Source organism: Paraburkholderia sp. EG286B (assembly GCF_040965655.1).
GTDB lineage: Bacteria > Pseudomonadota > Gammaproteobacteria > Burkholderiales > Burkholderiaceae > Paraburkholderia.
Window position 1 is genome coordinate 201,870 of record NZ_JBFRCF010000009.1, and the last position, 21,847, is coordinate 223,716.

21 protein-coding genes, 1 tRNA gene and 3 pseudogenes are annotated in these 21,847 nt (G+C 60.5%); 12 read left to right on the top strand and 13 right to left on the bottom strand.

Features of this window, described 5'->3' with window-relative positions; all coding sequences use genetic code 11:
* Positions 1-11 precede the first annotated feature (11 nt).
* From AB4Y42_RS21095 to AB4Y42_RS21120, 6 genes and pseudogenes are all read right to left on the bottom strand, one after another.
* Entirely contained in the window at positions 12-443 is a 432-nt protein-coding gene (locus tag AB4Y42_RS21095; RefSeq protein WP_368689782.1) for an ExbD/TolR family protein, read from the bottom strand.
* Between the two features lie 9 nt (positions 444-452).
* Entirely contained in the window at positions 453-878 is a 426-nt protein-coding gene (locus AB4Y42_RS21100) for a biopolymer transporter ExbD (RefSeq protein ID WP_254339487.1), read from the bottom strand.
* Between the two features lie 14 nt (positions 879-892).
* Positions 893-1,804 carry a MotA/TolQ/ExbB proton channel family protein gene (locus AB4Y42_RS21105; protein WP_368689781.1) on the bottom strand — a complete coding sequence of 304 codons (912 nt, stop codon included), beginning with the start codon at positions 1,802-1,804 and terminating at the stop codon, positions 893-895.
* Between the two features lie 75 nt (positions 1,805-1,879).
* Positions 1,880-2,587: an energy transducer TonB gene (locus tag AB4Y42_RS21110; protein WP_368695229.1), complete on the bottom strand. Its 708-nt coding sequence runs from the start codon at positions 2,585-2,587 to the stop codon at positions 1,880-1,882.
* A gap of 701 nt (positions 2,588-3,288) precedes the next feature.
* Positions 3,289-3,477: pseudogene (locus AB4Y42_RS21115) on the bottom strand (methyl-accepting chemotaxis protein); the annotation flags it as partial.
* A gap of 99 nt (positions 3,478-3,576) precedes the next feature.
* Positions 3,577-3,798 carry a PAS domain S-box protein gene (locus AB4Y42_RS21120; protein WP_368695230.1) on the bottom strand — a complete coding sequence of 74 codons (222 nt, stop codon included), beginning with the start codon at positions 3,796-3,798 and terminating at the stop codon, positions 3,577-3,579.
* Between the two features lie 457 nt (positions 3,799-4,255).
* Here AB4Y42_RS21120 and AB4Y42_RS21125 point away from each other — a divergent pair, with 457 nt between their 5' ends.
* Both AB4Y42_RS21125 and phbB read left to right on the top strand, forming a co-directional pair.
* Entirely contained in the window at positions 4,256-5,068 is an 813-nt protein-coding gene (locus AB4Y42_RS21125) for a helix-turn-helix transcriptional regulator (RefSeq protein WP_368695231.1), read from the top strand.
* Between the two features lie 433 nt (positions 5,069-5,501).
* Complete coding sequence (gene phbB, locus AB4Y42_RS21130; protein ID WP_368689777.1) at positions 5,502-6,242, top strand: acetoacetyl-CoA reductase; 741 nt, start codon at positions 5,502-5,504, stop codon at positions 6,240-6,242.
* Positions 6,243-6,453: 211 nt separating this feature from the next.
* On the opposite strand, the gene AB4Y42_RS21135 is transcribed toward phbB, so the two are convergent.
* The gene (locus AB4Y42_RS21135) at positions 6,454-6,837 is read right to left on the bottom strand and encodes a winged helix-turn-helix transcriptional regulator (protein WP_368695322.1); all 384 of its coding nucleotides are present in this window, start codon (positions 6,835-6,837) and stop codon (positions 6,454-6,456) included.
* Between the two features lie 218 nt (positions 6,838-7,055).
* On the opposite strand from AB4Y42_RS21135, the gene AB4Y42_RS21140 reads away from it, so the two are divergent.
* The 6 genes from AB4Y42_RS21140 (at position 7,056) to AB4Y42_RS21165 (ending at position 13,264) form a co-directional block, all read left to right on the top strand.
* Positions 7,056-8,231, top strand: a complete 1,176-nt coding sequence (locus tag AB4Y42_RS21140; protein WP_368695232.1) for an NAD(P)/FAD-dependent oxidoreductase — start codon at positions 7,056-7,058, stop codon at positions 8,229-8,231.
* Positions 8,232-8,234: 3 nt separating this feature from the next.
* A complete protein-coding gene (locus tag AB4Y42_RS21145; protein ID WP_368695233.1) occupies positions 8,235-9,062 on the top strand; it encodes a pirin family protein in 828 nt (275 codons plus the stop codon).
* 413 nt (positions 9,063-9,475) lie between these two features.
* Positions 9,476-9,883, top strand: a complete 408-nt coding sequence (locus tag AB4Y42_RS21150; protein WP_368695234.1) for a hypothetical protein — start codon at positions 9,476-9,478, stop codon at positions 9,881-9,883.
* A gap of 1,363 nt (positions 9,884-11,246) precedes the next feature.
* Positions 11,247-11,672 (top strand): PRC-barrel domain-containing protein, encoded by a 426-nt coding sequence (locus AB4Y42_RS21155; protein ID WP_368695235.1) that lies wholly within the window; start codon positions 11,247-11,249, stop codon positions 11,670-11,672.
* A 231-nt stretch (positions 11,673-11,903) separates the two neighbouring features.
* Entirely contained in the window at positions 11,904-12,737 is an 834-nt protein-coding gene (locus tag AB4Y42_RS21160) for a hypothetical protein (protein WP_368695236.1), read from the top strand.
* A gap of 155 nt (positions 12,738-12,892) precedes the next feature.
* Positions 12,893-13,264, top strand: a complete 372-nt coding sequence (locus tag AB4Y42_RS21165; protein ID WP_368695237.1) for a hypothetical protein — start codon at positions 12,893-12,895, stop codon at positions 13,262-13,264.
* A 354-nt stretch (positions 13,265-13,618) separates the two neighbouring features.
* On the opposite strand, the pseudogene AB4Y42_RS21170 reads toward AB4Y42_RS21165, so the two are convergent.
* The 3 genes and pseudogenes from AB4Y42_RS21170 to AB4Y42_RS21180 form a co-directional block, all read right to left on the bottom strand.
* A pseudogene (locus AB4Y42_RS21170) lies at positions 13,619-13,738 on the bottom strand (AI-2E family transporter); the annotation flags it as partial.
* A gap of 188 nt (positions 13,739-13,926) precedes the next feature.
* On the bottom strand, positions 13,927-14,337 hold the full coding sequence (locus AB4Y42_RS21175; protein WP_368695238.1) for a hypothetical protein: 411 nt from the start codon (positions 14,335-14,337) through the stop codon (positions 13,927-13,929).
* 57 nt (positions 14,338-14,394) lie between these two features.
* Complete coding sequence (locus AB4Y42_RS21180) at positions 14,395-14,577, bottom strand: hypothetical protein (RefSeq protein ID WP_368695239.1); 183 nt, start codon at positions 14,575-14,577, stop codon at positions 14,395-14,397.
* 321 nt (positions 14,578-14,898) lie between these two features.
* Here AB4Y42_RS21180 and AB4Y42_RS21185 point away from each other — a divergent pair, with 321 nt between their 5' ends.
* From AB4Y42_RS21185 to AB4Y42_RS21200, 4 genes and pseudogenes are all read left to right on the top strand, one after another.
* Entirely contained in the window at positions 14,899-15,210 is a 312-nt protein-coding gene (locus AB4Y42_RS21185; protein ID WP_368695240.1) for a hypothetical protein, read from the top strand.
* A gap of 585 nt (positions 15,211-15,795) precedes the next feature.
* Positions 15,796-16,148, top strand: a pseudogene (locus tag AB4Y42_RS21190) (DUF3772 domain-containing protein); the annotation flags it as partial.
* Positions 16,149-16,535: 387 nt separating this feature from the next.
* Entirely contained in the window at positions 16,536-16,850 is a 315-nt protein-coding gene (locus tag AB4Y42_RS21195) for a hypothetical protein (protein ID WP_368689769.1), read from the top strand.
* Between the two features lie 543 nt (positions 16,851-17,393).
* Positions 17,394-17,951, top strand: coding sequence for a YMGG-like glycine zipper-containing protein (locus tag AB4Y42_RS21200; protein ID WP_368695241.1), 558 nt, complete (start codon positions 17,394-17,396; stop codon positions 17,949-17,951).
* Positions 17,952-18,309: 358 nt separating this feature from the next.
* Here the strand turns inward: AB4Y42_RS21200 and AB4Y42_RS21205 are convergent.
* The 3 genes from AB4Y42_RS21205 to selA all read right to left on the bottom strand — a co-directional run bounded on the left by AB4Y42_RS21205 (position 18,310) and on the right by selA (position 21,843).
* Positions 18,310-18,405, bottom strand: a tRNA-Sec gene (locus AB4Y42_RS21205).
* A 46-nt stretch (positions 18,406-18,451) separates the two neighbouring features.
* Positions 18,452-20,380 (bottom strand): selenocysteine-specific translation elongation factor, encoded by a 1,929-nt coding sequence (gene selB, locus AB4Y42_RS21210; protein ID WP_368695242.1) that lies wholly within the window; start codon positions 20,378-20,380, stop codon positions 18,452-18,454.
* Entirely contained in the window at positions 20,377-21,843 is a 1,467-nt protein-coding gene (selA, locus tag AB4Y42_RS21215; protein ID WP_368695243.1) for an L-seryl-tRNA(Sec) selenium transferase, read from the bottom strand. Before selA ends, selB begins: the two co-directional genes overlap by 4 nt.
* Positions 21,844-21,847 lie beyond the last annotated feature (4 nt).

Below are 21,847 nucleotides of genomic sequence, written 5' to 3' on the forward strand. Positions count from 1 at the left end.
TTTCGAATGCCTCACTGCATGTACTGTTCGTTGCCGATCAAGCCGATCTTCGTTGCGCCTTCGCGCTGGGCCGCGGCCATCACTTCGGCCACGTCCTTGTATGGCGCGAGCCGGTTCGGACGCAGGTGAATTTCAGCCTGCTCCGGTTCGGCCGCGACCTGCGCCAACCTGTGCTCCAGCGTCGCCTGGTCGGGCACCGGTGTGCCGTTCCATGTCATGGTGCCATCGAAGTCGATGTCGATCTGCACCACCTCCGGCTGCACGGCCGGCGGCGGCGGATTGCCCACCGGCAAGTTCATCTTCACCGCGTGCATCTGGATCGGAATGGTGATGATCAGCATGATCAGCAACACCAGCATCACGTCGATCAGCGGCGTGGTGTTGATGTCCACCATCACTTCGGGTTCGCTTCCGCCACCGCCCGACGATACGTTCATGCCCATAACCGCCCCTTAACCGCCGCGCGCCGGCGGCTCCGTAATGAATGACACCTTCGCGATTCCCGCCCGCTCGCACGACGTGATCACGCGCCCGATGGCCTCATAGCGCGTCGCCTGGTCGCCGCGGATATGCACTTCCGGCTGCGGCGTCTGTACGGACACTGTCTTCAGGCGTGCCAGCAGCGTCGGCGCATCGACGTGTTGCTCGTACCAGAAGAAGTCGCCATCGCGATTGACCGCGATCTCGATGCTCTTCGGTTGCGTCTGCAGCGGCGTCACCGTCTGCTTCGGTAGCTGGAGCTGCACCGTATGCGTCACCACGGGAATCGTGATCAGAAAGATGATCAGCAACACCAGCATCACATCGACGAGCGGCGTCGTGTTAATGGACGAGATGACCTCGTCGTCATCGCCCTCGCCTCCCACGCTCATGGCCATGGCGTACTCCTCGCTCAGTCGGCCATGACGGCGGCGCGCGGCGCGGAGCGCGCGACGCGCTTGCCGCCAGCCAGCAGAACCGTATGCAGTTGAGCGCCGAAGCCGCGGACACGCTCCATCACCGCCTTGTTGCGTCGCACGAGGAAGTTGTAGCCGAGCACCGCCGGCACGGCCACGCCCAGACCGATGGCGGTCATGATGAGCGCCTCACCGACCGGACCGGCGACCTTGTCGATCGAAGCCTGACCTGCAATACCGATAGCCGTCAGCGCGTGATAGATGCCCCACACCGTACCGAACAGGCCGACGAACGGCGCGGTCGAGCCCACGGTGCCGAGGAATGCCAGGCCGTCCTGCAGGCGGTTCGACACGTTGGTGATGGCGCGCTCGACCGAAACGTCGATCCACGTGTTTCGATCGACGGCCTCGAGCAGCGCCTCGTCGTGATGCTCGCCGGCCTCGATCGCGGTTTCCGCGATGAACCGGAACGGCGACGACTCCTCGAGCTGCTTTGCGCCTTCTGCTAGCGACGGCGCGCTCCAGAGCTGCTCGTCTGCGCTCTTCGCACGACGGTTTGCGCGGAACTGCTCGAAGAACTTGGTGATCATGATGTACCAGCTGCCCATCGACATCACCACGAGCAGCAACAGCACGAAGCGCGCGACGAAGTCGCCGTTCTTCCAGAGCGCGCCGAGACCGTACGGGTTCGTGACCGTCTCCGAGGTGGCCGGTGCCGGGGGCGGCGCCGGCTGGTCCGCGCTCGCAGCGGGTGACGGTGCGGCGATGGCCGCAGTGGCGGGCGCCGACGCGACTGCAGTCGGGGCGCTAGCCTGCGCGTTGGCAAGCTGCGGTGCGACAAAGGTATCGACCGTGGCTACCGCGATCAACATGCTTGCCGCGAGTGCGGCGTAGGAACGCTTTTTCATGCCTGCTCCAATTCATCCGTTGAACATCTAAAAATCCGGGTAATGACTCGCCACCCGATACATGGAGCCCGAGCGTCAGTTGAGACTGAACGAGAACGGAACCTGCACGCGTACCGGCTGGCCTTGCGAAATGCAGTTGAACTTCTTGACTGCGTTGAATGCAGCGGCATCCAGACTGTCGTCATTGGCCGACTGCGCCACTCGCTCGTTCGTAACGTGACCTTGCGGATCCACCACGAATTCGATGAGCACGTCGCCGGTCACACCGTTGTCCTGTGCCTCTTTCGGATAGCGGATCGACGAACGGATCTCATCCGAGTTTGGACACACGACGCCCACTTCGTGGCTCACCGGCTTCTGCACGGGTGCAGGCGGCGCGGGCGGCGCAGGCGGTGCGGTGACAGGCGCGCTGACCACGGGCGCAGCCTGATGCACGATCGACTGCTGCGGTGGTGCCTGCACCGGCACTTCAGGAGGCGGCACGAAAGGCGGCGGAGGAGGCGCGAACTTCGGCGGCGGCAGTTGTACGGTAGGCAGCGGGGGCGGCGGCGGCGGCGCCACGGGCTGGATGATCTTCGTTTCGATCGGATGCTGAATCACCTGCACGACCTTGTTTGCAAGACCATTGACCAACGCGTAGATGAGCACAATGTGCAATACGATTACCGCGCCAATTCCGCCGTAGCGGCGCACAGGGTTCTGCTGCCTACGCCCGAATTCGCGTGGGCGGCCTGATCCGCCCGAGCGCACGCCTTCGGCTGCCGCTCCCACTTGCACTTTCATCACCACCTTCGCTCCCTCGGCGCAGTACGCCCCAATCCTGCCGCAGAAAACCCTCGTCACGTCGTGACCATTAGTCCGCGTGACCGAAATTCACTCGATGTGAAATTACATTAGCACTACGAATTACAAAAACCGATTCTGTACAGCAATTTCGAGCCGCTCCGGGAACCACAATGCTTTTTTCCTTGCGACTATTTGATAGTCGTCCTAACTCAATGCCTTTCGTGCCGACACCGATCCGGCCAGCTGTCCGCTCTTGCTTTCCGCCTGAACCCTTCGGGCGCTTGAGGACAGCAGCTCTATGTGTCAGTTTTGTTGAAGCGGATTGAAGATAGCAAAAAAAAATGCCGGTGAGAAAACTTTTTTTGATGGAGCAATATCATGTTTAGGCATTTGCTCTCTTATTGCGAATTCCGGCACCAATGTGGCTCAAGCGCTTTCCCGGCAATCATCGCAATGGTGCAGATCTTCATTAATTACAAATTCATCATTGAATGATTTCACGTTTACATCGTTAATTCGGGCGCCTCTGATCTCGGCACATGCGAGCTTTCGGTGAGAGTGTGCGGAGCCTCGATCTGGCCACGCCTGGTCCCCGGGCGTGGCCAGACGGCCCGCACTCTTGCGGGCAGGCATCGAAAAATGGGCGTGCGCTCCAGAACTGCCTGCGGGGCGCGGAGCACCGGCTTTCAGACGAGCGGTCAGATATCGGCCATTGATCCAGGCATTGCGCCGGCGCCAGGCCGAAAGCGATGCGTCCAGCCAGCGTTTATACGAACGCAGCCATTTGCCTCACGCAAGCGCTGAGCGCGGTCTCGCAGACTCTCTGCGGCTGCGGCCGATTGCCCGACCAGCGCCGCGTTGTGTTGGGTCGTCCGGTCGAGTACCGATTGACGGCAAGTGCGACATCGTCGCGATCCGGCCGCGCGAACCGACATGTACCCCTCGAGCTTGCCGTCGCGCACGACTGGGGTGGCGTTGGCGCGGACTCAGTATTGGACGCCGTTCTTGCGCCGGTTCTTGACCGGCGCACTCCATGACATTCCCGCGCGCCGTGTCGACCACTTGTCGGCAAACGCTTCGGGCGGCATGTCGGGATGCCACACGATGTTGGGGGGCTCGCCGATCAATTCGCTTTTGTCGAAGCCTCTGCCGGCAATGAAACCTGGATTGGCATAGCGAATGCGGCTCTGAGCGTCGGTGACGGACATCAGCATCACATCGTCCGCGTGTGCATATTCGCGCTGTGTAACCGCCCGTTGTCATGCATGGTTTAGTTTTACTATCTTTCTTGCTATGGGGGATATCTTCGAGCGACGATTCCGGTCGCGATCACGAGGTCGCGTCTCTCGCGGCTCGTTCACATTATCGGTGCCAGTGGGGCGGAATGACTTGAATGAAACTGCTCCTTTCTCATAGGGGAAGCCCTTTTTTCGAGAGCGAGGCTTTGTTTTTTTCTTGCTGTGACGGCCTGTTAGAATTCGCCCCTTGCGGCGCCAAATGAATTTGAGCCCCCCCCAGAAAGTGCCTGATGACCTGGTCACGCGGCTTCAGCTAGCGGGCGGCGGCCCGGAAAGGATCTTCTGGAATTACCTCAGGTAAATCTTTCGGGAAACCCAGAACGTGCCTTCTTACCGCATGCCGACGACGTGTTCGGCGAATTTGGTTATGGACAACCCGGTTGCGTCTCTTTCGATCTTGGCGGATCGCATCATTTACACTTCGCCGAGTTTCGCGGCGAATTGGACGTCGCGCCCTGTCATGGTGCTGGCAGTCTCTACAGGGGAGACGCTGCGGATCGCAACGGCGCGGGAGTGCCACATCGGGCGGATCCTCCTTGTCGCCCCCAACGTCAGTCGCTCGATTGAAGCACGCAATGGAGGGCTTTACAGTGTTCAACTGGAGTTGACGAACGCGTTTTTCCAGCACCTGCTTAAACACGTATTGAAAGGAAGGCAAATCGTTGATCTTTCGGAACTAGCCGACGATTTCGTGGTGCGAACTGCTGAATCAGCGCTGGGTCAACCACAAGACTGTGAACAGATTCGCGCCGGTTCGGAGCAGATTCTGAACACGCTGTTTCCCCTGGCCGCGAGATCGCAACCGATCGATGCGCGCGTCGACGCGGTCGCCTCCTGGCTATCGACGCACGTTCCGGTGCGCACGAATCCGCAGCAACTGGCTCATTTCTGCGGATTATCGGAGAGCCGCCTCGCCCATCTCTTTGCGTCTGCGACAGGAAGTTCGATTCGCGAATATCTGCTATGGGTGAAAATGCGCAAGGCGGCAGAACTCTTCTCCACAAGGTCGACACTCACCGAAATAGCCCATGCCACGGGATTCGCCGATCTGGCGCACTTGAGCAGAACATTCAAGCGATACTTCGGGCTCACGCCGTCTTTTCTTTCCAATCCCGCGCATGTGCGCGTACAGATCGGCAAGGAACTTGCCGGCGACCGAACTTTCACCGCGACGCGTTGAAAGCGTCTGAGAAACGCACGTCATTGCGCGACATGCGCCGATAATTTCCAGCCACTCAAGGTCCCGCATAAGAATTCGAAGGTAGCACTTGAAATTGAAAAAAATTCCGGTTAGCGTAAGCATGCGCCCTCAAAGCCCTAGCGCGCGATAACTAAAAGTCATACGTGAGAGTCTCGATCCGAGATGAGCCAACGATCGTCACCTAAGACCCTGCAAAAATCGATTGCACCCGCGTGAGCGAAGAAGTCGTGCGCGTGACCGTTTCCACACATGGCGTCGGTCACATCTAAGGCACAGCACCTTCGGATGTTTTGACCCACACGCAACAAAGCCGCTTCCCCCTGAATCACTCAGTAGAACGTAGCGTTGCAAGTCTTAAACGACGTCCGTTATTTTTTACCGGAGTCACCGTAACCCACCTGGAGCGAATGATATGGCGAAGCGGATTGCTTATGTAACCGGCGGCATGGGCGGAATTGGAACGGCGATATGCCAGCGTCTATACACGGACGGGCTCACTGTCGTCGCAGGATGCGGGCCGAAATCTCAGCGACGAGAGCGGTGGCTGGCTGAGCAAGCCGAACGGGGTTTCTCGTTTATCGCGTCGGAGGGCAATGTCGCTGACTGGGAGTCGACCGAGGCTGCCTTTGTAAAGGTGAAGAAGGAGGTCGGCGACATCGACGTGCTGGTCAACAATGCAGGCATCACTCGGGACGGCGTGTTCCGCAAGATGTCCAGGGAGGACTGGAACGAGGTCATTGCGACTAACCTCACGAGCCTGTTCAACGTGACCAAGCAGGTAATCGACGAGATGGTCAACAAAAAGTGGGGCAGAATTATCAACATCTCGTCCGTGAACGGTCAGAAGGGGCAATTCGGCCAGACTAATTACTCGACCGCCAAGGCCGGCATCCACGGTTTTACGATGTCGCTTGCTCAGGAGGTCGCAACCAAGGGGATCACCGTGAATACAGTGTCTCCGGGCTACATCGGGACTGACATGGTTCGCGCAGTGCGCCCTGAGATACTGGATGCCATCGTTCAGAGCATTCCGGTCCGCCGTCTCGGGGAAGCCCCTGAAATTGCCTCAATCGTCTCCTGGCTTGCCAGCGACGAAGCCGGGTTCGCGACGGGAGCAGACTTTTCGCTAAACGGCGGCCTGTACATGAGCTAGCCGTCATCGGCACCTGCAGCTACGGCCGCGAATACGCTGTCTCCTGCGCCCGCAAACGGCGCTGGAGACATTTGGGCGACCGGCGCAGGAAGGCTTATCAGCGCTGGAATGGCTCGACACCTGGTACCGGCTCACAGGGCATGCCGCGTGGGCCGGTGAAACCGCCATCTGACGCCGGTTCCGGTTCCACCATGCCCGGTAGGCTCGGCCATCAAGTGCTTTCATCGAGTCCATGCCGAATATCAAAGGCCTGCCTCGCTTCCTCGATCGCGGGAAGATGCTCGAACGCCCAAATGCCAAGCGCTTCTACAGGCGCCTTCAATGACTGACCCAACTCCGTCAGCGAGTAATCGACCCTCGGCGGAACGGTCGGGAATACGGTGCGCATAACCATACCGTCTCGCTCGAGTCCGCGCAAAGTAAGCGTCAACATGCGCTGCGAGATGCCGCCGATCGCTCTTTTCAATTCGTTGAAGCGACGAGGGCCGTCCGCTAGCTGCATGACGACGAGCATGCTCCATTTGTCGCCAATACGCGAGAGCACCGTGCCCACTGTCTGGCAGGCCGAGCTTTCCTCAGAGCCTACGTGTTGCATGGTCAGCGCCGATAAGGAATTGCCATTCTGTGGCACCTGCTTCTCGGCTGGCTGCTTGCCCGAGTGAATTTTCCTGGTCGGTAACATACATGTGCCTTCTTGTAGTGTCTTAAACAGTACTGTATTTTTACCAGGTTATCAAAGGTAACCTTTAAGTGTACATGCGCGGCGCCTTGCGGTCGGAGTTCGTGTGCCCATTCGCAAAAGAAGGATCTTCTATGCCGCTTTCTTCAAAAACCGTTGCGATCTTCGGCGGCGGAATCGCCGGCGCGTCGCTGGCTCGCCGGCTAAGCCCGGATTATCCGGTTACGCTCGTGGATCCGCTCGACTACTTCGAAGTGCCCATGTCGGCGCCGCGTAGCCTCGTTGCGCCAAACTTCGCCGAGGCGGCAATCATCCCGTTCTCGGCAGCGCTGCCGACAGTCAGGCACATTCGCGGACGGCTGATCGAGTGGTCCACGGATGCGGCAAAGGTGCAAGAGAAGGATGGCCACATGTCGACCTTATCAAGCGACGTTAGCGTCCTGGCGACCGGCAGCCGTTTTTCCAACCCGCTGATGCGCTCGGAGCAAGGCACGCTCGAGGAGCGCAAGACCTTCTATCGCCGCTTCCATGCGCGCCTGCAGCGAGCGCAGAGCGTATTGATCGTTGGCGGCGGCCCCATCGGGATCGAGGTCGCAGGGGAGCTCAGCGAGGCGTTTCCAGACAAGCGGGTAACCGTGCTGGAGGCAGGGCCGAGAATCCTCGGAGGAACCACGCCAGAACTCGCCGCCCACGCGCAACGGGTATTGGCCGAACGCGGTGTCAACGTCATCGTGAACGAGCGACTGTCGGGAAGTCAGTCGACCGACGACGTGTTTGCCCCCGGTGGAGAAGCGACAACCGACCGCGGCCGCATGCTTTCCTATGATCTGCTGTTGTGGTGCATCGGCGGGCAGCCCAACACTGCGTTTATGCGGGGACGGCATCTCGAACTGCTCGACTCGGCAGGACGGATCAAAGTCGATCCGACTTTACGCGTTTGCGGACAACGCAGCGTGTTTGCACTCGGCGATATCACGGACTTGGCCGAGAACAAGATGGCTTGGCACGTGCAAGGTCAAGTCAAAGTGGCCGAAGCAAACATCCGGTCGGTGCTCGAGGGGCGTTCAGATGCACTCAAGCGTTACAAGGCCAAGACGAACGATCCGACGATGGTCGTCACGCTAGGAAGCCGGGCGGGTGCGTCGCAATTGCCTGGAATCGGATTGGTCACGACAGGATGGCTCAACAGGATGGCCAAATCCGCGCACATGCTCGTACCCAAGTATCGCAAGACGCTGGGAGTGCCAAAAGCCGATGTCCTCATGCACGAGACCAGTATCAGGCAGACGGCCGCGGCAGGAGACAGGTGAATCATGTTGTTGATCGATCGCGTCGAAACGGTGGGCGCCAAGCAAGCGCGTGGCCGCAACCATGTGGCACGCCTTGTCATCGACCCATACCACGTCACTGCAAACAGCCCGTTCCTATTGATGGCTGAAGACTGGTTTGCGAAGCCGGGCGGTTTCCCCACCCACCCCCACCGCGGTATGGAGACTGTTACGTATGTCGTTGCAGGGGAATTGCACCACGCAGATCACACCGGCGCGCACGGTGTATTGAAAGCCGGGGATGTTCAGTTCATGACGGCGGGCCGCGGCGTTTTGCACAGTGAACTACCGGGCGAGGAAGGTGTGCATACGTTACAGCTATGGCTGAACCTGCCCAGCGCGCTAAAGAGGGTGCAGCCCAGATACGCCTATGTTCGCTGTTCCGATGCGCCAACTGTGGAAGCTCCGGGGGTGCTAGCTCGGGTCTACGCGGGCAAGTTGGGCGACGAGACCGTACCGTTCGGATCGACGTGGCCTATAACGTTCATTCATTTGACGCTGGAGGCTGGCGCTTCTTATGACCTTCCCATACCGGGAGGCGATCGCTGCTTTGCCTGGTTGATGGAAGGGGCAGCGCAGTTGGGTGCGGCTCGCCAGGTGGTTGCACGGGGAAATGTAGCCTGGGCCTCGCAATCGCAACCGACGTCGCAAGCGGAGTCGCTTCCGATCGTCGCCGATACTAAAACCGAGCTGCTGATTTGCTCGAGTGCACCGATCGACGAACCCGTTGCCATCGGCGGCCCGTTCGTGATGAACACCGATAGCGAAATTGCGGAGGCGTTCGCTGACCTTGAGGCAGGGCGCTTTGTCTAGTTGTGCTGGAATTCAGAGTTTGGGGAAAATCGTACGCCAAGACGATTTGCCCTTGGCAAGCAGGGCCCGCGTCGCACCATTGCGGGTCAACGCGGGGGCGCTTGTCTGCGGCCAGCGGCACGAGCGGGAAGCGGATGCGGACCGAATTCCGACCAGGCCGTGCCACCATGTACACGACGAAAATCGCATTCGCGTCGATCCACAGGCCTCGTAATGCGGCAGAAGCCACGCGTATTAGAGGTCGGATGTAAGGAAAGCCCATCGGGACCACGCACCGTTTCGCATGACCGCCCGTGTTGAGGTCTGTCTCGGCCTCCCGCTACGCAGATAACCTCGGCACATTTGTTTTTTTGTCTTTTTTTGGCCAGCGAAGCTCCAGCTATCCAGCTACCCTGGGACAAAGGAGACAGACGGTGAAGGCCATCCTTATCGACCCATATGCAACAACGATCAGAAAGATCAGGTGCAACGGCGACTACGAGCAAATATCCCGACTCATAGAATGCACGCTGTTTGATGCAGTGCCGCTGCCCAACGGGGACGCGATCTACGTCGACAGCGAAAGGCTCCTCACGCCCATTGCGGAGCGGCGTTTCTGGGCCATTCAGAAGTTCTACCCGGGAGAGCTCTTTCCGGGTAAGGGCCTCCTGCTGGGCTCGGACAGTATTGGCAATTCCATCGCACCACGGATGCCGATCGAGAAGATCAAGGTGCTCGTCACCTTCCTCCGAGAGGCGCCCTTGCAGGAGACGCCGCCTGACGGATCGCTCGCCACGCGCCTAATCGGCGTTGCGCGCATGCGGGCGAAGCTTTCCAGATAAGCGCCAGGTGCCGCGCCGCGCCCGCTTCGGAAGAAAAGGCCTCCGGGGGAGGCATGTCACGGCTCGCGCAAACGTCTCGCTCACGGAGAACTGAAATAATAAGGATTACACGTTTTTTGCTTGACCTGCTGAAGCTTACCTCTACTTTTCAATGCGAGTGCAAGGGCGCACGCACGTTATTCCGCTTCAAACGCAGCGGAGCCACGCACGCGGTGGCAAAGACGCACGGGTATATACGCCCTTAGCTGAAATCGGACTACAAGATTAGTTGTGTGAGCGGCGGAAGTTTTCGTCAGAAATGAAGACTCCATTACTATAAAGATATTCTTCTCTCGCGTGACGGCGCTGAACTTTGTCGAAAAATCTCCGCGCAATGTGCCCGTTGAGACAAGCCCTCCTATTAAAACAGGAGCGTACGTCCGCGTCGTCCCGACATTGTCGACTTCCAGGCGGAAGCTTTATGGCTACCTCTACACTGCTGACGACTGTGTGGAGTTCACCAATTAATGTCGCTGTTTTCCAACCAATTCTTGTCGTTTGAGCCGCGAAATCCGCCTCCCACACCCTGTAATGGCAGCGAAGACAGGCAATTGCTGTCGCTTTGACACATGACCGCTTAAAAAGACGTGGATCCGGCCCTTTATTCACCAACAGCGCTCGCGTTCTTAACACTCACGACCACTGCTTTCACCAGCGTAATCGCCTTGAGGCCAGATCGCCTCGCGACGTCATCGCTGCTTCGATTCAAAAACATAGGACTACAAACCGAAAAACGATCATTTAATTTATGTTAAATCACATAGCCATCCTAGATAGATAGCATTGAAGCGTATTCCGCACCGTCCCCGTCAGGCCGTCGCCGCTATTCCCAGTGAATCTTCCATGCGGGCGACGGTGCGACCGTTCGCCTGATCGAGGGTTTTGGCGACTTGCGACTATCAAATTGCTCGGTGGGAACGGCCCGAACGGGCGTTGCCTGACGGCGCCGATCAGCACTTCTTATCCGAATCCGGGACGACTGCAGACAGCAATGCGCCCGGTTGCAGCAGGCATCAATCAGTCGTTGCTTGTCCACGCGGTCGAAGCTTGCGTCCGCAAGATGAGTTGGGGGCGCAATCGTGAACCTTCTCAAGCACGGAAGCCAGGTGGGCGCAAACTGGCGCTTACAGATCATCGACCAAGCGTCGTTGGTTCTCAACGTTGCGAACACGGGAACTATGAGTTGGCGCCACGGGGCTTGTAAGCCGACAGCAAGTGGATAAACTGCCGCCCAACGATCTGGCATACAGGCTCTCGGCCGGCGTCGCCCCCGGGGGGTCCGAAGAACGTGGAAGAAACCGATTCTAACCATCGAGTGAGCGATATGGCTTTGCACAAGGCAGTATTGGTAGCAGTGGCACTTGTAGCATGTATCGATGCGCACGCACAGTTCGCCGGCACACAGCCTCTGAGCGTCACTATTGAGCAGTCCCAGGCGATTTTGCAGGGATGGAGCGTCAAGAAGAGCGTGCTGGGAAAATCGGTCTACAACGACCAAAGCGAAAAAATCGGCGCGATCAAAGATCTGATCGTGGCCCCGGACGGCTCCGTCTCGGCGGCCATCATCGCTACAGGCGGCTTCCTCGGCGTCGCCACGCATGACCTAGCTGTGCCCATCGCCGCACTCGACGTGCGCGGCGGCAATCTATATCTGCCGGGCGCCACCAGGGACGCCCTGAAGGCAACGCCTGATTTCCAGTACGCAAAGGTGCAATCGCCGCCTAAGCCGAAGAAGGTTCAGGCGGAGTGACCTGTTTCCAGCAGTCCTAAGCTGAGGTCGTTGCGGCTGGCAAAGTCGGTCGCAACGACCCATCGCCGGACTCGTGCGTCGCGCTCAACCGCTTGCCCCTTCAGTCCCCCTTACGCTGCGCATTCAACACTCAGCCCCCGCACTGTTCGGATGGAGTTATTGCGGAGTCGGCCCGTCCGAACATGCCGCGCGTCTGGACGGCCCACCGCCTTTCACGGGTTACCCAACACCATGCAAAAAACCCTCGGACTTGCCGTTGCCACCCTGCTCGCCATCGCCGCTATTGCGCTGTGGACCCTGCTCGCCCGGTTCGAACCATCCATCAAGTCCACTATCGAGACGGACGGCGCGCTTGCGACCCAGACGCAGGTGCTCGTGGGTAGCGTCGAATTCTCGCCCTTAACCGGCGTGGGCGCGCTTGATGGACTTACCGTGGGCAACCCCACTGGTTTCTCTTCGCCCTACGCCGTCGTGGTGGACCGTATCGCCTTGCATGTGGAGAGCAGTTCACTTCTCGGCGGCGGCCCTGTCATTGTTGATTCCGCCACAGTGATCGCACCGCAGATTACTTACGAGGCGCAAAGTCCCACCGACACCAGCAACCTGGAGACCATCAAGAACAAAGCCCAAGCCTATTCCGCCACCCCGGCCGCCATCCAGGGCGGCAGCAACGCGCGCAAGGTCATCATCCGCAACCTTGCCGTCATGGGCGGCACGCTATCACTTGACATTCACCTGCCTGGAGGCGCGCTTACGGTACCGCTGCCTACGCTGCATCTCGCCAATATCGGCGTGACCACGAACGGCGCCACTCCGCCGGAGATCATCGGTGCCGTGTGCGAGGCGCTCGCGGACGAGGCGAAAAAGGCGGTCACCGAGGCCATCGCCAAGAAGCTCAAATCCGTTATCAGTATGCTCAAGCCGCCCGTTGGTGCGTTGCCAAAGCTGCCTTCCCCTCCGTCCCTGCCTTCCCCTCCGTCCCTGCCCTCCCCTCCGTCGCCTCCGTCCCTGCCATCGCTGCCCCCCCCACCCGGCCTACCCTTGCCGCCCCCGCCTGGCTTTTAGGGCAACCCTAAGTTCCCCACTTCCCCGTACTCATCACGCGGCCGCAAGTCCGCGTGATGGCTGAATATTGGCGCCCTTTGGGCGCTTTTATTGGCTTCATAATGTAGTCACTAAAATATATTGAAGTATGCGATTTTTCGACTATATCTTCGTGCATGGCATCCAGAACCGGCACCGCTCATGTCGTCACTACGTCGCGCACCTACAAGGGCGAGGTGTACCGCACACACCTGCTGCGACGTAGCTACCGCGAGGACGGCAAGGTCAAGAACGAGACGCTGGGCAACCTCTCGCATCTGCCCGAGTCGCTGGTCGAGATCATTCGGCGCTCGCTGCAGGGCGAGACGTTCATCCCGCTGGGCCAGGCGTTCGAAGTCACCGGCTCCCTCGCTCACGGCCATGTGCACGCCGTGGAGTTGGCCATGCAGCGTCTGGACTTCGCGTCGCAGCCAGGCACCAAGCCCTCACCTGAGCGCGAACGGGTGTTGGCGATGGTGGGCTTACGGGCCAGGCGGTGTCCGACATAGAGGCAGCGTGAGTCTGATCCAGGCTCTTACGTTGAACTGCGGGAACCTTCGGTGGCGATGTAAAGCGAAAGGCACAAGCTCGAAAGGCGAGGCCGACAGTAGCGATGCGCCACCAAGGGGCGGAGCAGCTCGTAGTAGTGTCGAAGCCGCTGTAATGGCGGCGGAGCGAAGGGGCTGAATTATCCAGGCAGTGTGTTGTGTCAACCGCGTAGGCGGGAGGAGGACAGCACAATGACCAAGTCGTATGACATTCCTAACGCGCTTGTCTGGGAAGCATATCAAAGTGTTAAAGCAAGCGGAGGATCGGCAGGCATTAGATCGCGAGACTCTGGAGAATTTCGAGAGCCGCCCAAGCAAAATGTACGCGATCATGGCACCGAGCAGAAACGGCATCAGGACGGGACGCAGGATCCATAGCAAGACGCCGGCCGACAAGGCGACGGCTCCCCAGAACAATGATTGGCGATGAGGCAATCATAGGTACGACCTTTCGGCGTTAAAGCATCTGTTCGGCACGCGAGCGGCGCCGCAAACTGGGTTGACTCGCATGCGCTGCCTTTACCCTGCCCTGATCACCACGCATTTGCGGGCACCGCATGGCGACAGCGGAAACACGCCCGCAGTCCACATATGTGATGTTATCATCACTCGTGGCTATGTCGTCAACTACAGTCTGATCTGCCCTCTTCCGCGGCATGCGTTGCCGCTCGCAGGACCGCACTATCTCCGATATGGAACCGCTTGCCAGCCGGTGAAACCAGTGAAACCGGTTTACTGAACTCCCTCCCGTCCGGCTGCACGCATGCCGAATACCTGACGACAGCTACCCATTCGTATATTTTCCCGCCACGCGGCATCGCCTTGATCTGTTCAACCAGGCCGCGGGGTTCCCGCGGCCTTTCCCAAAGGTCGCCGTAGTAGCGACATTTCTGATCCACCGACGCCAGTACCATGAAACCACCGTTCGAGTCAGTGGCCGGAGCGCCCACGACTGTGGTCTCGATTGACGCATCGGTAGCCGCATTGGCATGGACCATTATCGGCAGGAGCAGCGCGGCAAGTGACTTCTTCATTGATACCTCACTGGAGGGTTGCATCTGTTCTGGGGCGGCCACGTGAACCGATGAAGTTCAGTGCATCTGCTCGCTATTCAGTGCGAGCAGGCGCTCCAGATGCAGCAGGGCCTCGCCAAGCAGGTCAATGGCGCCGTTGGGCGTGGACGCCGTAGCAGCACTGCGAAGCGCGGCCCGTACGATCTGGTGAGCGCTTTCTGGTCTTGCTTTACCGATCCTCGCGATGAATTTCTTTTCCATAAGTACTCCTTCTCTGGACAATAAGAATCCGGCACCTGATGGATGAGGTGACGGCGGGAAGTATATGCGCCGCAGACCTTGAATCGCCGCTCGAAATTGTCTGTTTCCATCTTGCCAACGAACGCGGCGATGGGCTGGTCCGTGCGAGCTTCTGACGTTGCGCCCGGAGGAACTGTTCGTTGCCGCGCAGTTGCTTGTCAGTGGTTAGTAATTCGATAGACTCTCGCTCAACGAACTGGCGGCAAGACACTGTGCTGCGCCAGCACGTTATTTCAGAAATCCGCGTTCTCTTGTATCCGACGCGCTAGTGGAGAGACCATCATGGCAAAGGCAAGAAAGTTCATCCCAAGTACCGTTCTCGCGTCTGTGCTATCCGTACCGGCTGTTTCATTCGCACACAGCACTGGCTCGCCAATGAGCGAACAAGTGCGCGTTCCGGTTCGGCAGCAGGGTCCAAGCTACCTGGACAGAACAACCGCCGCCGCCGGCTATCCGATGGACTTTGAATGCGCCAAGGCGCGGATGCAGGCTCAACAACAGGCGTTTGAACAATATGGGGGCGTGAGAGGTTCGTCCGCAAAGCATTCGTCAGTGCAACCCGTTTCCGGCAGCAGCGTGATATCGGATATTTGAAGTTAGCGGCGCGACAGTTCAGGTGGCCGGTTTCGCAGGCCGGCGAAGTTAACTTGATTCCTCAAAAACCAGAAGATAACCATGAAACAACTTTATTTGGCAGCGTTCGTTGTCCTTATCAGCTCGTCAGTATTCGCCCAAAGCGTAACGTGTCAGCAGCTCGCTTCGCAGCAGCCCTCGTCACAGCAGCTCTCGTCGCAGCAGCTGGCGCAGGCAACGTCTCAAGCCCGGAGCCAGCTTTCGTCACAGCAGCCTTCGTCGCAGCAGCTGGCGCAGGGAACGTCTCAAGCCCAGAGCCAGCTTCCATCACAGTTGCCGACACAGCTCCCTAAACTGCCGACGCCCCCCTCGTCACCGCTTCCGCAATTCCCCCAATAGAACTGATAGAAGCTGCTCGCGGCCGCGAAGTCCTGCGCAAATGCACACGACACTCGCGGCCGCTATGGATGTTTGTCTTGCAGTTGCCTCTTTCATCGACCACCCGACGAACACTGGCGGGGCAAACGAGACGTGGCAACACGGCGACGACCTGTGGCCGCGCCTGGCGTTGACTGATAGCTGTCGCGATTTCGTCCACATTGCACTCGCGGTCTAGTCGCGTTGATCGTCGCGTTGACCATCGGCGCTTCGTTGTTTCATGCGAACCGGGTACGTACTGCAATGGCCGCAGCCGGAAATTCACCGGAAGGTCGGTCGACACTTGCGGGTCTGATTCACGCTGCCGTCTGCGTTGTCGTAGTAGGCGCCCTGGCTCTGGGCGGCGACCGGCTGCGTGCGCTCACTATCGTCCCCGCTCATATCTTCAGCGCCCTGCTCACATGCGGCGTCGGAATATTTCTGGTGCGGTCCGTGCGCAGATGGTTCGACAGGGAGTTGTTGCCCAAAACAGAAATGAGTCCCGCGTGTGGGCGTCGTTGCTCACGTTGTTTGCGTACATAATCCCTTTGTCGAACCTGCGAACGATTTTGCTCCATGCACCGCACCGGGGTGCCTCCGCAATGAGCGTGGCGGGGCTGCGGGCGAGCCGTCCCGTGGCAGCTCTTCAGGCGCAACGAGCGTATCGGCGAACGCCCGGAATACTGCGGAGCGGCGTCGAGGCGTAGCGCAGGTCTTTCCGGCCAAGGCGCAGCGACGACGGCTCCCGCACTATCTGGCGACGAACGTTGCATACCCGGAAACAATGAATTTATGTAAGCCGTTTGAAATACGCGGATACGAATATTACGCTCCTCGAGACCATAGGCAGAAAGATCCCCAGATTCTCCCGAGGTCATTTCCAGATAATCCGCGTCATTGTCTCCGACGCCCAAGATAGGAAGTTCACCATGGCGAACGCATCCATGCCCGTTTTCACGGTCGTATCAGTCCTCCCTCTTTCCACTGTCAGATCCGCAGAGAACAACGATCCTTTGGCGCGTGAACTGGCGCGCAAAGCCAGCGTTCAACTGCAGCAGGCGGACTGCGAACGCATCGATGGCTATTCGCCCAGTCCTGCGGACATGCACGTGACTTTGGCGAGCCTGGCGGCTCGACAGCAGGCGTTCAGCAGAGCCAGCGCAGTGAAATACGATTCATCGCTTTCCGGCGCAACGACTGCGTCGCGCCTGGCCTCCTATCGTTCGATTTATCAGGAAAGTTGATTGGACGTCGAAGCGCGCTATAGGCAAACCTTTCCAGTCTTGTCAAGTCTTGCGTAACGCGACGCCGGTGTAGGACGTCGAACAAAACTGTGCTTCCGTCAGCTGCATCGGTACGTCGGGAAGTTAGTGGTCCTTCGCGTTCCTGTCTGGAATCGCCAGCCGTTGTGCGCCGGATCGCGACTATACCCGCTTCATTGAATAGGGACACTGCTGTGCGATTGAGGATAGTTATACATTTTTTGACAACTATAGCCGCATGCTTGTGTGGCAGTGCGCAAGCGCATACGCGCATCGGGGTAGTGGTAGGGGTGCCGCCTCCGGTCATGGTCGCGCCCGCGCCGATGTTCTACGCAGCGCCATCCCCCGTCGTCGTCCAATCGATCCAGCCATCGCCGACGACCGCGTATGTTGAAAAGGCCCAGGAAAGTCCGGCGGTGGGCTCGTGGTGGTATTGCCCAGCGACGAAGAAATATTACCCATACGTCAAGGAATGTTCGAGCGGTTGGGTAGAGGTGCCTGCGAAACCGGCCGGGACGAAATGACATGACCAGGAACAATTTGATTTCCCCGATTCCGAGCGCGAAACGGAGCTTATTCGTCGTAGTTGCCATGACTATCGCAACCGGTATCGTCGCGCTCGCCGGTTGCGCTGCCACGCCGATGGCCCCCACAGTGATGGCGCTGCCCGGCACCGGCAAATCGTTCGAACAATTCCGCAGCGATGACGCGATGTGCCAGCAATTCGCTTCCGGGCAGACAGGCGGCGCCAACACTCAATCGGCCTCAGGAAGCAGCGCGCTCGGCGGTACGGCCGTCGGCACCCCGCTTGGTGCCGCCGCCGGTGCCGCGTTCAACGGCCGCCGTGGCGCGGCAGTCGGTGCAGGTATGGGCTTGCTCGGTGGCAGCATGATCGGCGCCGGCATAGCACAGCGCGCCGCCACCAGCCTTCAAACTCGCTATGACCAGGCGTACATTCAATGCATGTACGCAAATGGCGAGCGTGTGCCAGTCCCGGGCGCCGCCGCTGTATCTCAGACTCGCGACGAAGCACCGCCACCTCGGCCGGCCTACGACACGCCCCCGCCACCGGGTTACTTGTGAGTCTCCTGTTGAGGCTAGCGGCCTGGCACGCGTTCCCCGCCGTGGCGCACAGCTGCCTTGAACCGTTTCCAGCCACTTTGGGGACAGCGCGTCTCCCGGTCTTCGCGGGCGCGTGCTCGATCTGTTGGTTTTCTCCAGAGATCGACGCAAGATCAACCTATTGCGATAAGTATTCTTCTCTCGCGTGACGGCGCTGAACTTTGTCGAAAAATCTCCGCGCAATGTGCCCGTTGAGACAAGCCCTCCTATTAAAACAGGAGCGTACGTCCGCGTCGTCCCGACATTGTCGACTTCCAGGCGGAAGCTTTATGGCTACCTCCGCAACTGATGATGGGGATCGGGGTCCCCATAAAAAAACTGGCGGAAGGCAGCCAGAGTCGAACTGACCCGGGAGCGGCTGACGCCCCCAACCGGGTTTGAAGCCCGGCCGTACCACCGGATACGAATGCCTTCCTTCACCAAATCCAACCAACCGCAACCGCACACACATATCGATGTGCCTACAACCATTCGCGCATCCGGCTATCGTGCCGTAGCAGATGCGTATCGCGCTGAAAGCGAGTATATCCAACGCGGTCGAAGTACTCCAGAATCTGGATCGCGCGTTTGCGGCCCAATGCCGTGGCGTCGCGAAACGCCGCGGCGTTGACTGCGCCGCCCTGCTCCGCGGCAATCTGTGCGACGGCACGCGCGAGCGTCTGCACCACGTCGCGATCGTAAAAGAGATCGCGCACGACCTGATACACCATACCCAGGCGCGCGAGCTTGCGCAGCAGCGCACGCACCTTCTCTTCCGGCTGCCGCGTCTCGCGTGCCAGATCCCGCACCCACGGCGGATCGAAACGCCCTCGCGCGAGCAGCGGCATGAGGCGCGCGGCGAGCGCTTCATCATCGGCGTCGAGCGTCACCGCGTGCGAGGGCAGATGCAGCCACGGCCCGCTGCGCGCCACACGCCCCTCGCGCTCGAGCGCTTCAATCGCGGCGCGCCACACCGCATCGCTCACGAGCGGCGCCGCCATGCGGCGCAACCGTGCCGCGTCCGGCCCCTGCTCATCGGGCGACCGCGCATGAAACTCGGCGAGCGCTTCGACAATGCGCCCGGTGAGCCTCGTCCAGTGCGCGTGTGCGATCACTGCGCCTTCGTCGTCGCGTCCTTGCGGTGCGATGGAAATCGCATCGGCGGGCAAAGCGAGCGCAGCTTCGTCGTAACCGGTCAACTGCACCAGCGTCGCGCGCGCAATGCCGCGCGGCGCTTCTTCGATCAGCAGCGCCAGGCTCGCTTCGTCGAGCCACGCGCGCAATGCGTCGAGCCATGCACGCCGTTCCGGCGTCCGGCGCCGCCGCGACGGCCCGGACGGATCGAGCACACGCCCGCCACCTACGGTGTGATTTGCCTGCGCGTTGCGGACGATGAAGCGGTCTCCCGGCAACGCGTGCAACGGCGCTTCGAACACGAGCTGCACGCGGGCAGCCGCGCCCGGCGCGAGCGTTTCGCCTTCGAGCAACGCGACGTTCGCGACGCGATGCGTCGTGCCGAGATGCACATGCAGCGGCGACCAGTGCTGCAACGTAATGCCCGCGTCGTCGAGCAACTGCAGTTCGACGTCGAGACGCACGGCCGGCTCAGCCAGGCGCGCATCGACGATCCAGTCGCCGCGCGCAATCTGTTCCTTGTCGATGCCCGCGAGATTGAGCGCGCAACGCTGGCCGGCGTGGCCCGCCTCGCCTGCCTGTACCGCGCGATTCTGCGCATGCAGTCCGCGCACGCGCACAGGCGTGCCGGCGGGCGCGAGCACGAGCGCGTCGCCCGCCTGGACGCGCCCGGCGAATACGGTGCCCGTCACCACCGTCCCCTGGCCCGTCAGCGTAAATACGCGATCCACCGCGAGGCGAAAGAGTCCATCGTCTCGTCGCGCCCGCCATGTACTCGCGCGCTCGCGCAACCAGACGTCGAGGCGCGCCACACCTTCGTCATGCGGCTGCGTGGCATTGGTCTCGAATACAGGGGCGTCCGCCAGCATCGTGTCAGCGAGCCACACGGCGATTTCGGCACGCACGGCGTCGAGCCGCGCCGCACCCACGCGATCGCATTTGGTCAGCGCGATGGCGCCTTGCTGCACGCCCAGCAGTTGCAGAATGGCAAGGTGCTCGCGCGTTTGAGGCATCACGCCGTCGTCGGCCGCAATCACGAGCAACGCGAAGTCGATGCCGCACGCACCCGCTGCCATCGTATGGACGAGCTTTTCGTGGCCGGGCACGTCGATGAAGCCCAGCACGTCGCCGTTGGCGAGCGGCAGGTACGCATAACCCAGTTCGATCGAAATGCCGCGCGCCTTCTCTTCTTTCAGGCGGTCGGTGTCCACGCCGGTCAACGCGCGGACCAGCGTGGTCTTGCCATGGTCGATGTGCCCCGCCGTCCCGACGATCACAGACGCAGCTCCGCGAGTTGCGCCGCGAACGCCGCTTCGTCCGCGGGTTCGAGGCAGCGCAGGTCCAGACGCAGCGCGTCGTCGGCAATGCGGCCAATCACGGGCCGCGGCAGCTCGCGCAAGGCGCGTTCGAGCCTGAGCAGCGCGCGGCCACTGCCGCCCTTCCCGGCATGGCGCACGACGAGCCCGCTGCTCGGCAGCACGTCTACGGGCAGCGCGCCGCTGCCGATCTGGCTGAACATCGGCTCGACGCTCGCGGTATACCCCTCGCCGATGGCGCGCTGAAACGCGGGCAGCGCGCGCTGCGCGGCCTCCTGCATTTGCGAGGCGGGCCGTGTGAGCAGACGCAGCGTCGTGAGCCGCTCGCGCAGGAATTCGGGCGCCTGATAAAGCCGCAACACCGGTTCTAGCGCAGCGAGCGTGAGCTTGCCGACCCGCAACGCGCGCTTGAGCGGGTGCTTCTTGATCTTCGCAATCAGTTCCTTGCGGCCGACGATCAGCCCCGCCTGCGGGCCGCCCAGCAGCTTGTCGCCGCTGAAGGTCACGAGGTCCGCGCCCGCTTCCACGGTCGCGCGCACCGTGGGCTCGGCCGGCAAGCCCCACTGCGCGAGATCGACGAGCGTCCCGCTGCCCAGATCGACCGCTACGGGCAGGCCGTGCTGACGCGCCAGCGGCGCGAGTTCATCGAGTTCGACACTCTTTGTAAAGCCACTGATCGCGTAGTTGCTGCAGTGGACTTTCATCAGGAGCGCGGTGTGCGCGTTGATCGCCGCTTCGTAATCCTTGAGATGCGTGCGATTCGTCGTGCCGATCTCGCGCAAGCGTGCGCCCGCCCGGCTCATGATGTCGGGAATGCGAAACGCGCCGCCGATCTCGACGAGTTCGCCGCGCGAAACGACGACCTCCTTGCGATTGGCGAGTGCGCTCAAGAGCAGCAACACGGCCGCCGCGTTGTTGTTCACGACGGTCGCGGCTTCCGCGCCCGTCAGTTCGCAGATCAGCGAGTCGATCAGGTCGTCGCGGTCGCCGCGCTTGCCGCTCGCGAGATCGAATTCGAGGTTTGCGGGTTGCGTGAGTGCCTGCACCACGGCTTTGACGGCCTCGTCGGGCAGCAGCGCGCGGCCGAGATTCGTGTGCAGCACCGTGCCCGTGAGATTGAAGACGGAACGCAGGCGGCTTTGCGCGCGTTCGGTCAACCGTTGCGCGGTCGCTTCGATCACGCGCTCCAGTGAAAATGGTTCGGCATCCTTGTTTTCATGCGCCAGCACGCCAGTGCGCACATCGCGACGCCAGCCGTCCTGCGTGGCGCGTATTGCGTCGAGCACCTGGGTGCGTCCGTACTGCGCGATCAGCGGCTGCGCTTGCTCCGAGGCAATCACACGCTCGACCGCTGGCATTTGCGCGAGCAGCGCATGCAGGGCGTGCGCATCGTGCTCCGCTGTTTGTCCCACGGCTTCACTCATGGCG